This is a genomic window from Pyxidicoccus sp. M15 (assembly GCF_056858435.1).
Map to the genome: position 1 here is coordinate 997,323 of NZ_CM166495.1, position 13,682 is coordinate 1,011,004.

The following is a 13,682-nucleotide window of genomic DNA, read 5'->3' on the forward strand; positions in this document are numbered from 1 at the left end:
AGCAGGGGCGGGCGAGCGGGCATGGACCGGGAGCCCCCCGGGCGTGGTAGTCAGGAGGCGTGGACCTGGACGCGCTCCGCCGCGAGCAGCACAAGCTCCGGCTCTCCTGGATGCCGTGGCTCTACTTCGTGCTCAAGCCCCGCCACCGCGAGTGGGCGGACGCCTGGCAGCGCGAGGTGCAGGAGCGACTGCGCGAGCTGGAGACCGTCGAAATCGCGGAGGGGTGCTTCATCGCCCCGCAGGCGCGCATCTTCGCCGAGCCCGGGCGCACCGTGTCCATTGGCCCCGGCTGCAGCATCGCCGCCGACGTCTTCATCCACGGGCCCGTGGTGCTGGGCCCGAAGGTCAGCATCAACGCCCGGGCCAGCCTGGACGGCGGCGCCGCCGGCATCCGCATCGGCGAGGGCACCCGCATCGCCACCGGCGCCACCGTGTACGCCTTCGACCACGGGCTCGCTCCGGACCGGCCCGTGCGAGAGCAGCCCGTGACGTCGCGCGGGGTCGTCATCGGCGCGGACGTCTGGGTGGGCGCCAACGCCGGCATCACCGACGGCGTCACCGTGGGGGACCACGCCGTGGTGGCCATGGGGGCCGTCGTCACCCGGGACGTGCCCCCCTGGTCCATCGTCGGGGGCGTGCCTGCCCGCGTCATGGGGGACCGCCGACTGCGCCCTCGCTCGGGTGCTCCCGGTGGGTGGGAGCCCGATGACGGAGCGTGAACCGCTCGCGCCTTCATTGACTTCAAGACATTCGGTCGCCGTATGCTTCGGGTGAGGTCGCCACCGGGAGGGGACAGGGTCTGGTATCGCTCCCGGCAGCCATGTGCGCTGTCAGGACACCGGCCCCTCTCCGAGGGCGCAGGAGGCCGGATTTGGCGGACGAGCAGCGGGAAACGGGGCCAGACGAGGCCCCCGCAGGGCCGGTTCCCGAGCCGTACCCCGGAGGGGGCGGAGCGCGTGCGCCGCTGGAGTCGCCTGCCGCCGCCATCGCCTCGTTGGACGAGCGGCGCATCCGTGTGCTCGATGAGCTGATGCGCGAGGTGCCCTTCCAGCTCGACGCGCAGGGCTGCCTCACCTGGCTCGCCAAGCCCTGGGAGCGCCTGACGGGCATGCTGGTGTCCCGGTGGATGGGCCGCCCGCTGTGGGAGGCCTTCCACCCGGAGGACCGGGAGCGCGCCCGCGCGCTGCTGGAGTCCGCCGCCGCCCAGCGCAGCCTGGCGCCGCGCGAGGAGCTGCGCATGGAGGCGGCCGAGGGACGCGGCACCCGCTGGGTGGTGCTGTCCGCCCGGGCCCTGCCGGACTCGGTGGGCGAGGTGGTGGGCACGCTGGCGGACGTCACCTCGCGCCGTCAGGCCGAGCAGGCCATCACCACGCGCGAGCGCTACCTGGAGACCATGGTGGACGTGCAGCGGCGGATGATGCCGCACCAGCTCCCCCTGGACCTGTACGGCGCCGTCGTGGAGCCGCTGGGCCACGTGTCCGCCGCCAGCCGCGTCTACGTCTTCGAGATGCACCGCTCCCCGGACGGCGCGCTGCTGGGCTCCCAGCGCGCGGAGTGGTGCGCGCCCGGCATCGCCCCCAACCTGGAGGACCCGGAGATGCACGGCCTCCCGCTGATGGAGGCGCTGCACCCCCACCAGGCGGCGCGGCTCATGCGCGGGGATCCGGTGCAGGCCCTGCCCCGGGACTTCCCCGCCATGCTGGCCTCGGTGGTGGAGGCGCAGGGCGTGCGCTCCGTGCTGCTGCTGCCGCTGCACGTGCACGGGCAGCTCTTCGGCGTCATCGGCTTCGACAACTGCCGCGAGGCGCGGCCGTGGGGGCCCGTCGAGGTCAACCTCCTGTCCGGCGCGGCCGGCGCCCTGTCGCTGGCGCTGGAGCAGCGCACCGACAACGCACTGCGCGTGCGCACGGAGACGACGCTGCGGCGCACCGAGGCCGGCGTCCACCTGCTCATCGAGGCCTTCCCGGACCCCGTCATGGTGCACGTGGGGGACGGGGTGCTGCTGTCCGTGAATCCGGCCCTGGTGCAGTACCTGGGCTACCGCGAGCCCTCGGAGCTGGTGGGCCGCCACGTGCTGGAGCTGGTGCGGCCGGAGGACCGGAGCGCGGCGCAGCTCCACCTGGGGCAGGCGATGGAGAGCCAGCGCTCGGCGCGCGCGGTGGAGATGCCGCTGATGCGCAGGGACGGCGAGGTGGTGGTGGCGGACCTGGTGACGCTGGCCGTGGTCATCGACGGCGCGCCCGCGCGGGTGACGGTGGCGCGCGACTTCACCGAGCGCAAGCGCACCCAGGCGCAGCTCATGCTCACCGACCGCATGGCCTCCATGGGCCTGCTGGCCGCGGGCATTGCCCATGAGCTGAACAACCCGCTCGCCTACGTGCTGTCCAACCTGGACTACCTCCACGGCACGGTGGGGCCCCGCTCGCGGCCCCTCACGCACGATGAGCTGGTGGAGTGCCGCCAGGTGCTGGACGACGCCCGCGAGGGCGCCGAGCGCATGCGGCAGATTGTCCGCCAGCTGCGCGTCTTCTCCCGCGTGGAGGACGGCAAGGAGGAGGCGGTGGACGTGCACCGGGTGCTGGACTCGGTGACGCAGATGGCGGCCAGCACGGTGCGCGCCCGCGCACGGTTGATAAAGGAATACGGCGAGGTGCCCCCGGTGAGGGGCAACGAGGGCAAGCTGTTCCAGGTGTTCCTCAACCTCGTCATCAACGCCGCGCACGCCATCGACGAGGGCCAGTCCGAGACGAACGAAATCCGCCTCACCACGTACCTGGACGAGGGCGGACACGTCATGGTGGTGGTGCGGGACACCGGGCACGGCATCCCCCCGGAGCACCTGCGCCGCATCTTCGACCCCTTCTTCACCACCAAGGCCTCGGGCGTGGGCACGGGCCTGGGGCTGTCCATCTGCGACACCATCGTCAACGGGATGGGCGGCCACATCTCCGTGGAGTCCTCGGTGGGAGCGGGCACCACCTTCCGCGTGGCCCTGAGTGTCGCCCCGCCGAAGGAAACGGCGAGCCGGCCGGGCGTGTGAGCGGCGCCTCCCCCCGCGGTGTTGGGCCGCGCGCGGAGGCCTGAAGCCCCCGGTGGGGCCCGGAAGTCCAGGGCCCGTGTCGGCGCGCGGAAGTCCCGCGTCCCCGCCGACGGTGGCGGGCACACCCGAAGTCCTTGCCGGGGCCGGGAAGTCCGGACACTGTAGGCCGCCCGACGGCGCTCCCGCGCGGGCCCTGCACGCGCGCCGGGGCCGTCACCACCTTGTCTCCCGTGGCGGCGTCCTCCCCAGGCGCCCCGGAGGCTCGTATGCGCACTCCATCCGTCCGGCTCCCGCTGGCTCTTGCCCTCGTGCTCGCCACGGCGGCCGGGGCCACGAGCCCCGCCTCCCCGCCTCCTCCGGAGGGGACGGGGGCCGGGCTGGCGGGCGCGTGCGCGGGCCAGCAGCGCTTCCTCATCGGCGCCGGCACCGGCGACATCACCGGCCCCGCCGCCGAGGTGGGGATGATGGGCTACGGCCAGGTGGGACAGCAGACGTCCGGCATCCACCAGCGGCTGCGCTCGCGCGCCTTCGTCATCGCCTCGCCGTGCAACGGCCGGCGGGTGGCCTTCGTCAGCGCCGACCTGGCCATGGTGTTCCAGGGCGTGAAGCAGCAGGTGCTGGAGAAGCTGCGCGCGCGCTTCGGCGACCGCTACACGGACGACAACGTCCTCTTGAGCGCCACGCACACCCATTCGGGGCCCGGCGGGTTCTCGCACTACACCTTCTACAACCTGACGTCGTTCGGCTTCGTGCCGCAGAACTTCGACGCCATCGTCTCCGGCATCGTCACCTCCATCGTCCGCGCCGACGGCCGCCTCGCGGAGGGCACCCTGCGGCTGTCCTCCGGGGAGCTGGTCGGCGCCAGCCGCAACCGCTCGCCGGAGGCCTACCGCCTCAACCCGCCCGCGGAGCGCGCTCTGTACACCTCCGACGTGGACACGCGCATGACGCTGCTGCGCCTCACCCGCACGGACGGCACCGAGGTGGGCCTCATCAACTGGTTCGCCGTGCACGCCACGTCCATGGGCAACGACAACACGCTCATCAGCGGCGACAACAAGGGCCTGGCCGCGTACCTCTTCGAGGGCGCGCGCGGGGAGCGCCCCACCGGCGGCGGCTCTACCTTCGTCGCCGCCTTCGCCAACTCCAACGCGGGCGACGTCACGCCCAACGTCCTCGGGGGGACGCGGGGCGGCGGCGCGAATGACTTCGAGGACACGGAGCTGTCCGCCCGAAGCCAGTACGACTTCGCCGCGCGGCTGTGGGCCATCGCCAACGCGCCCCTCACCGGCGGCGTGGAGTACCGCCACACGTACGTGAAGCTGGACGCGGTGGACGTGGCGCCCGCGTGGACGGACGGCACGCCGCGCCGCACCTGCACCGCCGCCATCGGCCTGTCCATGCTCGCGGGCGCGGAGGACGGGCCGGGCTTCGGCGCGGAGGGCGCGTCGTGCGCCGCCATCCATGACCTCTGGAGCCAGTTCACCTGCGCCGTCTTCACCACGCCCTGCCAGGCGGAGAAGCCGATTGTGCTGGAGCCGGGCGGCCTGCGCCCCTACCCGTGGACGCCCGAGGTGCTGCCCCTGCAGCTCGTCACCGTGGGCAGCCTGGCGCTGGTGGCGGTGCCCTTCGAGCTGACGACCATGGCCGGACGCCGGCTGCGGCGCACCGTGCAGGAGCGGCTCGCTTCCATGGGGGTGACGGAGGTGGTCATCGCCGGGCTCGCCAACGACTACGCGGGTTATGTCGCCACCCGCGAGGAGTACGCGCGCCAGGCCTACGAGGGCGCCTCCACGCACTTCGGCCCGTGGACGCTGGCCGCGCTCCAGCAGGGCTTCGACGGGCTCGCCGCGGCCCTGCGGGACGGGCGGCCCGTGCCGCCGGGCCCCACGCCCCGCGACTTGCGCGCCGTGCAGACGAGCCTCCAGCCGGGCGTGGTGTTCGACGACAAGCTCCTGTGGGTGGACTTCGGCGACGTCGTCACCGACGCCCGCGCCGCCTATGCGCGGGGCGACACGGTGGGCGTCACCTTCTGGGGCGGCCACCCGAAGAATGACTTGCGCCTGGAGGGCACCTACCTGCGCGTGCAGCGGCGGGAGCCGGACGGCGCCTGGCGGGACGTGGCGGACGACAGCGCGTGGCAGACGCGCTACCGGTGGCGGCGGGAGAACTGCGTGCCCACGCTGGCGTGCTCGCACGTCACCGCGGAGTGGGACATCCCCGCGGACGCCGCGCCGGGCACGTACCGGCTCGTCCACGAGGGGAACTGGAAGTCCGGGTGGGATGGGCGCGTGCGCCCCTACTCGGGGGCGTCGCGCGCCTTCTCCGTCCGGTAGCGCGCACCCGGGAGGACCTCCGGTCCGGGGCGGCCTGGGCGGGCCGGCTTGCGGGGATGCGAGCCGCCACCACCTTCGGGCGAGGAGGAAATCACATGATGCGTCGAATCGCAGTGTGTCTCGTCTCGCTCGCGCTCACCTCGCCCGTCTGGGCCCAGGATGAGGCGCAGGAGTCTCCCCCGGCCACCGGTGGCTCGGGCGCGCCCATGGACATGTCGAAGGTGGGGCCGTGGACCCGCAAGCCGACCCAGGAGTCCAAGACGAAGAAGGAGGTGGTGAAGTTCCTCGATGAAGAGGACGCCATCATGAAGCGGCGCGACTTCCAGGCGACCATCACCCGGAGCGCGTTCCCCATCTACATGGCCACCGACGACAGCAAGGGCGTCCCGAAGGCCGAGGAGTACGACCAGCAGAAGTACACGGAGATGATGAGGCCCATGATGGAGCAGGGGCCCGAGGTCAAGGACGTGAAGCACAAGCGCAACATCACCGTGCTGTCCGACTCGCTCGCCACCTTCACCGACGAGTACACGATGACGGTGGGCGGGGTGAAGCGCAGCGGCCGCAGCGCCGGGCTCCTGGTGAAGGAGGGCGAACAGTGGAAGTGGAAGGCCTTCTTCGAGCCGGGCTGGGGGGATGAGCCCGCCTCCGGTGTCGGCGGCTCCGGCGACCAGGGCTACGACAAGGACAAGGACAAGCCGAAGGAGTAGCGCGGCCTTCGCTGCACACCGCGGCCGCCCCTCGTCACCGGGGGGCGGCCCGCGCGCGTCCTACTTGCAGATGCGCTCCGGGGTGCACTCCCTGCGGCACTGCTGGCACGCCGCGCCGCCAGTGCCGCACTGGTTCTGAGCGGTGCCCGGCATGCACTGGCCGTTGGAGCAGCACCCGCTGGCGCAGGACTCGGGGGTGCACGCGCACTTGCCGTTGATGCACGCCTGGCCCACGTCGCAGGCGTTGCCGTCGCCGCACCGGCACGCGCCGTCCTGGCACACCTGTCCCAGGCCACACGCGCTGCCCGTGCCGCACCAGCACCGGCCGTTGAGGCACGACTCGTTGGGGCCGCACGCCGCGCCCGTGCCGCACCGGCACTCGCCGGCCACGCACCGGTCCACCTCGGGACGCGTGCAAGCCGAGCCGCTACCGCAGGCGCAGAAGCCGTCCGGCGCGCAGGCGCTGGCGCGGTCCGGGTCACACGCCGCGCAGGCCTCGCCATTCGCGCCGCACCGGGTGAAGGCCGTGGAGACACACTGGCCGTCCTGGCAACAGCCCTCGCAGCCGGGGCCGCAGGACGTGCCGCCATCGCCCCCGCCCGGGGTGCCGGAGTCGGGCGTCCCCGACGACGAGGGCTCCAGCCGCACCTGCACGTCCACCTCACGCCCCGCGATGAGCTGCGCCTCCGCGGTGCCCTGCGCCGCGAGCGCGGTGCCGCTGCGCCCCTCCAGCCGCAGCGTCACCCGGGCGCCGTCCGGCGCGTCGGGCAGCAGCACCCGGAACGTCTCCCCGCTCTGCAGGATGCGCCCTGGCGTCTCCGGCAGCAGCGTGGGACTGATGGCCTCGCCACCCTCCACCGTGCCGGACACCTGGAGCTGCGTGAGCTGCAAAAGCGGGTTGAACTCCGCCGTGACGTACAGCGCCGTCCCCGCCGCCGTCGCCGCGTCCTGGCACGCGCTCGTCGCCAGCAGGAACAGCGCGCTCAGGAGACTGACGGCTCGTGTGGCCCGGACGTACCTCCGGCCCTCGTGGGCAACCTCGTGATTCATGATGCGCAAAGGCTAGCGGATTGTGTTTTGCCTGGAAGCCTCGCGTGCCGACGGAAGCCCGCGCACGTCGGGAAGGGAACGCTGGCCCTGGAGGGCGATGGTGGATTTCGGGCAGGCACCGAGGACCCTGTCCATCAGGACGACGGCGCTGCTCAAAGGTGGGCTTCTGGGGGTGGGGCGGGCGGGGCCGGCGTGCCCGGGCGGTGGGGCTGCACGCGGTGTATGAGCTCGCGGAGCCGGGCGGAGGGGCTGATGAACTGCACGCCCACGCCGGGGGACATGCCCCACGCGCGCGCCTGGGCGGAGTCCACGTGCCGCACCACCTCGCCCGCGCACTCCACCTCCTCGCCGGCCAGCAGCAGGGTGAACTCCAGACGGTGGAACAGGCGCGGGAAGGGCTCCGCGCAGCACAGGAAGAGGCCGCCCTTGTTCAGCTCCGTGCAGCGCACCTCCACGGCGTCCGTCCCCGCGCGACGCCGCACCCGCGCCAGCCAGGTGAGCGGCGGGGTGACGTCGCTCGGCTCGCGCGCCGGAGCGTCCGCGTCCAACACCACGAGTGAAGGCGCGGGCACCGGCGTGTCGCCGATGGGAGGCATGTCCGCGTGCTGCCGGGCCGAGGGCGGCGCGGCGGCGGCGAGCAGCGCTTCCTTGAACTCCAGCGCGGTGGCGTAGCGGTCCTCGCACCGGCGCTCGAGCGCGCGCAGCAGCACCTCCGACAGCGCGGGAGGCACCGACGGCACCAGCACGTGCGGCGGCAGCGGGCCCACCGGCCCCAGGGACAGCGCCAGCTCCGCCATCTGTCCGCGCTCGAAGGGCAGCTGTCCGGTGGCCACGTAGTACGCCGTCACCGCCAGCGCGTAGATGTCCGCGCGCCCGTCCACCGGCTGCCCCGCCCACTGCTCCGGCGCCATGTAGGCGGGCGTGCCCAGGACGATGCCCGCCGCCGTCACGTCCTCGTTGTCCGGGCGGTGGGCCTTGGCCACGCCGAAGTCCAGCACCCGCAGCGACGGCGGCTCCGTCGCGTGCCGCACCACGAAGAGGTTGTCGGGCTTCAAGTCACGGTGCACCACGCCGCAGCGGTGCGCGGCGTCCAGCGCGTCACACGCCTGGGCCAGCAGCAGCACGAGCTGCCCCGCGTCCAGCGGCCGGGGCAGGTGCGACAGCGGCACGCCCTCCAGGTACTCCATGACGAAGTAGTGGATGCCGCCCGGCGCCTCGTTGATGTCGAAGATGTGGACGATGTGCGGGTGGCCCACGACGTTGACGGTGCGCGCCTCCGCGTAGAAGCGCGCGCGCAGGCTCTCGTCATGGGCCAGGTGCGGGTGCAGCACCTTCACCGCGACCCGCGCGCAGATGCGGGTCTGCTCCGCCAGGTACACCGTGCCCATGCCGCCGGCGCCCAGCCGGCGCATCAGCCGGTAGTGGCCGAGCGTCTGGCCGGTGAGGTCCACGGTCGGCGGCTCCACCTCTTGGGTGGACCGCGCCGCCTGTGTCCAGTGCACGTTCTCGCACAGCACGTCCTCGGGATGGTCAGACAGACAGAGCTCGCAGCGCATGGTCGGCTCAAGCAGACACCAGGATGCGGGTTCCCGTGTCCGCACGGTGGATGTGCACCGTTGGTCTGTAGACCGCCCACACAGCCCCGGGACGATGGCCTCCGGTACGAGACGCCGGTTCGCGCCGTTGCGATGACCGCTAGCGCACACCCATCCGGAGGTCGTCTGCTGTATGTGCTGGATTCCAAGAAGGCGGCTTGCGCGCGGTTCGTCCAGCGCATTCGTGCACGCCTCCGCTCGCTGAACCCGCCTGCCTTTCGCCAGCGGGCACTGCGAGGCCGCACCGTCGACCAGCGGACCGGGGGCTGCACCCGGGGGCGCGAGGCGCTCGCGCCGCTACGCGCGGGCCTTCGACTTCGCCTTCGGCGCCGCGGCGAAGGGGGCCGCGTCGATGCGCACGCCCACGTACGAGGGGAAGCGGGGCACGCCGTCGTCGGACAGCTCCTGGTAGCGGAAGGTGATGACGGTGCCGACGGCCGGAGGGGCCTCGCGCTCGGCGTCGGACAGGCCGGTGCCCACGCTGAAGCGCTTGCCGTTGCGCAGCTCCACCTCCAGCGCGCCCAGGCGGCCCTTGTGCCGGCCCGCGCCCGCGACGTGGCCCACGACGCGCGCCTCGTCGTCCTTGAAGCTCTTCACCTTGAGCAGCGTGTGCGAGCGGCCCGCCTCGTAGCGAGAGCCCGGCTTGCGCAGCATGAGCCCCTCGCCGCCCAGCCCCTCCACGCGCTCCAGCTCCGCGCGCAGGTGCGGCGTGCCCTGGCAGCGCTCGTGCGCGTGCCACTTCGCGTACGCGGGCTTCGCGTCCTCCATCCACTTGCGGCAGTGCTCCAGCCGCTTCTCGAAGGGCGCGTCCACGGACGGCGCGTCGAAGGCGACGAAGAAGAGCTCCTTCCAGTCGTCGCTGCGGTCCTGCCGGCGGACGATGCTCACCGTGCGCTGGAAGCGCTTGCGGCCGCCGAACAGCTCGCCGTCGAGCGGGAAGTCCGGCAGCCCCGCGGTGAACCACGCGGGCGCGAAGAACTCGTTGCCCAGGCGGGACCAGAAGCGCTGGCCGTCCCAGTACGCGCGCACGCCGTCGAGCTTCTCGCTCATCCACCAGTCGGTGAGGTCGACGTCGTTCTCCCACGAGTGCGCCAGGAGCAGCGGCGGGGCCTTGTCCTTGGCGTCCTTGGACTCCGAGGACTCGCCGGCCTGCTTCGCCTTGCCCGCGCCCTTCGCGGCGGGAGCGGTGCCGGACGCCGCGGCGCCGGTGCGCGCGTCCTCGGCGGCGTCGCCGCGCACCTTGCGCAGGTGCTTGCAGGTGCGCCGCTCAATCGCAATCGACTGGTTGCGCCACGCCGGGCAGCTGCACGAGTACACGCCACCGGTGTTCTTGAGGATGTAGGGCTTGGAGCCAGAACCCTGGAGCGCGAGCTGCGCGCCGTCCGCGATGTCCGCCATGACTTCCCCCTCCGTGCCGCGTCTCTCGCGGCGACGAAAGGAAGAGTACCTGGGGGGTCTGACATTCCCAGGACGTGATGGGGTGTGCATTCGGCGTCAAATGGGGTGGCGTGCGAGGGCCCGTGGCCGAATGATGGCGGTGCGTTTCACCGCCGCCGGAGGCCGCACGGGATGGTCGTCATCGTCATGGGAGTGTCGGGCGCGGGGAAGACCACGGTGGGTCAGGCGCTGGCGGCCGCGCTGGGCTGGCGCTTCGTGGACGCGGACGACCTGCACCCGAAGGCCAGCATCGCGAAGATGGCGGCGGGCGTGCCGCTGACGGACGAGGACCGCTGGCCGTGGCTCCAGGTGCTGCGCGGGGTGATGGAGGACGCGCAGGGGCGCGGCGAGGACCTGGTGATGGCGTGCTCGGCGCTCAAGCGCTCCTACCGGGCCGTGCTGGAGGCGGAGCCCGCGCGGGTGCGGTGGGTATTCCTCAACGCGCCGCATGACGTGCTGGCGCGCCGGCTGTCCCAGCGCCACGGCCACTTCATGCCGCCGTCGCTGCTGGACACGCAGCTGGCCGCGCTGGAGGTGCCCGCGGACGCGCTGGAGGTGGACGTGTCGCCGCCGCCCGACGTGGTGGTGCGGAGCATCCGCGAGGGGCTGGGGCTCTGACGCCTGGGCCCTCCCCTCCCGCGTCGCGGAAGGAGGGCCGTCCACCGCGCAAGGTGGTGCGTGGAAGGAACGTTCCTTCCACGCGCCGCCGTCCGCGACTCAGGGCAGGACGCTGATGCGGCCACCCGTGCGGGTGTTGTTGTCCTCGATGAGCTCGTTGTTGCTGGGGCCGTACGCGTCCACGACGGCGCCCAGGTAGAGCGAGCCATACAGGCTGAAGCCCGCGGAGGCATGGACTGTCACCGTCTGGCACTGCCCCGGGGCGAGGTTGGCGACGGGCGCGGAGCCCACGAACAGGTCGGACGCCGGAGTGGACGGCGAGTCCGGCGTGATGACGCTGTCCTCGGACAGGTACAGCCGCACATCCGTGAAGCCATCCCAGGTGCCCTGGTTGCACACGCGCGCCGAGGCGGTGAACGTCTGCCCCCGCTGCGTGCTCGCGGGTCCGGTGACGGACGTCACCACGAAGTCCGCCCTGTCACCGAAGCCGATGCGGTTGCCCACGCGCGTGTTGTTGTCCTCGAGGAACTCGGTGACCACGCCGCGCGGGTCCACCACGGCGCCCAGGTACCAGGCACCTTCCGGGATGCCCGCGAACGCCTGCAGCGTCACCGTCTGGCACTGCCCCGGAGCGAGCATGCCGATGGGGCCGGAGGCCACGAGGAAGTCCGGCCCGGGGCCGGAGCGGTTCGGGGTGAGCGTCGTGTCCTGGGACACGTAGAGCTCCACGTCCGTGAGGCTCTCCGCCCGGGTGCCCTGGTTGCACACCGTCGCCGAGACGTTGAACGGCTGGCCGGGCCGCACGCCGGTGGGGCCGGTGACGGACGTCACCACGAACTCCGGCCGGTAGCCCAGGCCCATGCGGCTGCCCGCGCGGGTGTTGTTGTCGTCGAACAGCTCGGGGAGCATGCCGGCCGGGTCCGCGGCGGCGCCCAGGTAGTACGTGCCCTCCGCCGGTCCGAAGCCGGTGGCGGGCAGGGTCAGCGTCTGGCACACGCCCGGGGCGAGCATGTTCGAGCGGCCGAAGGCGATGCGGAAGTCGGTGCCATTGCCCGGGGGGCTGTTCGGGGTGATGACGGAGTCCTGTGACAGGAGGACCTCCACGTCGGTGCTGTCCTCGCGGGTGCCCTGGTTGCACACCGTCGCGGTGACGTTGAAGCTCTGGCCCTGCTGCGCGCTCACCGGGCCGGTGACGGCCGTCACCACGAAGTCCGGACGGAAGCCCACGGCGAGGCGGTTGCCCGCGCGGGTGTTGTTGTCGTCGAACAGCTCGGTGCGCAAGCCGCGCGGGTCCACGGCGGCGCCCAGGTAGTACGTGCCCTCCGGGACGCCCGCGGAGCCCGTTACCGTCACCGTGCGGCACTCGCCGGCCGCGAGCTCCACGTGGCCCAGGCCCACCGGCTGGTCCGAGCCCGGGCCCGGCGTCGTCGTCGGGGTGATGACCGGGTCCTGCGACAGGTACAGCTCCACGTCGGCCTGGTCCGGCGCCGTCCCCTGGTTGCACACCCGCACCGCCGCGCTGATGCCAAAGCCGGGCATCACGCCGGTGGTGCCCGAGACGGACGACACCACGAAGTCAGGCCGCTCGCCGAAGCCGATGCGGGTGCCCACGCGGGTGTTGTTGTCCTTGAAGAACTCCTGCACGTAGCTGGCCGGGTCCACCACGGCGCCCACGTACCAGGTGCCCTGGACGTTGGGGGTGGCGCTCACGCGCGTGCGCGTCACGCACTGCCCCGGCTCGAGCGGCGAGAGGGGCTCGACTCCCAGGAAGACGTCCCCGGAGCCGTGCGGCGTGATGACGGTGTCCTGGGACAGGTGCCACTCCACCGGCGCGCTTCCCATCTGCGTGCCCTGGTTGCACACCGTCGCGGTGACGCTGATGGCGCCGCCCGGCAGCGCGCTGGCGGGCCCGGTGACGGCCGTGACGACGAGCTCCGGCCGGTAGCCCACGCCCATGCGGTTGCCCGCGCGGGTGTTGTTGTCGTCGATGAGCTCGGGGGTGGCGTTGCCGGGGTCCACCACCGCGCCCACGTACCAGGCGCCGTCACCCGGCACGCCGGGCCAGGCCTGCACCTGCTCCGTGCGGCACTGGCCCGGAGCCAGCGGCGCGACGGATACGTTCCCCACCGGCACGTCGGTGGACGTGCCCGGCGGGAGCGGCGGGACGATGACCGCGTCCTGCGACAGGAACAGCTCCACGTTTCCGCCGCCCGGCTGCGTGCCCTGGTTGCACACCGACACGGAGGCCGTGAAGGGCTGGCCCGGCTGCGTGCTGACGGGGCCCGAGACGGAGGACACCACCAGGTCCGGCCGGTTGCCCACGCCGATGCGGCTGCCCAGCCGGAGGTTGTTGTTCTCGTTGGTCTCGGCCAGCTCGTTCATCGGGTCCGCGGCGGCGCCCAGGTAGTACGCCCCGTCGGCGCCTGCCGCGGAGTAGCCCGGCACCTGCTCCGTCCGGCACTCGCCCACGTCGAGGTACAGGTAGACGACTCCCGCGAAGGCGTCGGGGCTGGGGGCGTTCGGCCTGTTGGGGGTGATGACGTTGTCGCTCGACAGGTACAGCTCCACATACGCGCCGCCCGGCAGCGTGCCCTGGTTGCAGACCCGCACCGAGAGGGACATCTGCTGGAAGGGCTGGATGCTCACGGGCCCCGTCACCGACTTCACGACGAAGTCCGGCCCGGTGGCCAGCGCCTGCGCCGCGGCTTCCGTCGACGCTCCCTCGGGGGCCTGCGACGCCTGGGGCGCTTCACCACAGGCGGCCAGCGTCATCCACGCCACGAGCCCCGTGACACAACGACTTCTCACACCTCGGTAATGCATCTCTCCACCTCGCGAAATACCTCCGGCCCGGCATTGCGAGAGAAGGAGGTGGACGGAGGAGTGCGTCCGGAAT

Annotated in this window: 9 protein-coding genes; 5 read left to right on the forward strand and 4 right to left on the reverse strand. The window is 72.6% G+C overall.

Features of this window, described 5'->3' with window-relative positions; translation table 11 throughout:
• Positions 1 to 59: 59 nt before the first annotated feature.
• The 4 genes from ACX9TP_RS04015 (at position 60) to ACX9TP_RS04030 (ending at position 6,086) form a co-directional block, all read left to right on the forward strand.
• The gene (locus ACX9TP_RS04015) at positions 60 to 719 is read left to right on the forward strand and encodes an acyltransferase (RefSeq protein WP_482978374.1); all 660 of its coding nucleotides are present in this window, start codon (positions 60 to 62) and stop codon (positions 717 to 719) included.
• Positions 720 to 871: 152 nt separating this feature from the next.
• Positions 872 to 3,040, forward strand: coding sequence for an ATP-binding protein (locus ACX9TP_RS04020; RefSeq protein ID WP_482978375.1), 2,169 nt, complete (start codon positions 872 to 874; stop codon positions 3,038 to 3,040).
• A gap of 266 nt (positions 3,041 to 3,306) precedes the next feature.
• On the forward strand, positions 3,307 to 5,376 hold the full coding sequence (locus ACX9TP_RS04025; protein WP_482978376.1) for a neutral/alkaline ceramidase: 2,070 nt from the start codon (positions 3,307 to 3,309) through the stop codon (positions 5,374 to 5,376).
• A 95-nt stretch (positions 5,377 to 5,471) separates the two neighbouring features.
• On the forward strand, positions 5,472 to 6,086 hold the full coding sequence (locus tag ACX9TP_RS04030) for a hypothetical protein (protein WP_482978377.1): 615 nt from the start codon (positions 5,472 to 5,474) through the stop codon (positions 6,084 to 6,086).
• Positions 6,087 to 6,146: 60 nt separating this feature from the next.
• On the opposite strand, the gene ACX9TP_RS04035 is transcribed toward ACX9TP_RS04030, so the two are convergent.
• From ACX9TP_RS04035 to ACX9TP_RS04045, 3 genes are all read right to left on the reverse strand, one after another.
• A complete protein-coding gene (locus tag ACX9TP_RS04035) occupies positions 6,147 to 7,136 on the reverse strand; it encodes a hypothetical protein (RefSeq protein ID WP_482978378.1) in 990 nt (329 codons plus the stop codon).
• A 152-nt stretch (positions 7,137 to 7,288) separates the two neighbouring features.
• A complete protein-coding gene (locus tag ACX9TP_RS04040) occupies positions 7,289 to 8,692 on the reverse strand; it encodes a protein kinase domain-containing protein (protein ID WP_482978379.1) in 1,404 nt (467 codons plus the stop codon).
• Between the two features lie 336 nt (positions 8,693 to 9,028).
• Positions 9,029 to 10,129, reverse strand: a complete 1,101-nt coding sequence (locus ACX9TP_RS04045; RefSeq protein WP_482978380.1) for a DNA ligase — start codon at positions 10,127 to 10,129, stop codon at positions 9,029 to 9,031.
• A gap of 171 nt (positions 10,130 to 10,300) precedes the next feature.
• Between ACX9TP_RS04045 and ACX9TP_RS04050 the strand changes: the two genes are divergently transcribed.
• Positions 10,301 to 10,786 (forward strand): gluconokinase, encoded by a 486-nt coding sequence (locus ACX9TP_RS04050; RefSeq protein ID WP_482978381.1) that lies wholly within the window; start codon positions 10,301 to 10,303, stop codon positions 10,784 to 10,786.
• A gap of 99 nt (positions 10,787 to 10,885) precedes the next feature.
• On the opposite strand, the gene ACX9TP_RS04055 is transcribed toward ACX9TP_RS04050, so the two are convergent.
• Positions 10,886 to 13,594 (reverse strand): CARDB domain-containing protein, encoded by a 2,709-nt coding sequence (locus ACX9TP_RS04055; protein ID WP_482978382.1) that lies wholly within the window; start codon positions 13,592 to 13,594, stop codon positions 10,886 to 10,888.
• Positions 13,595 to 13,682 lie beyond the last annotated feature (88 nt).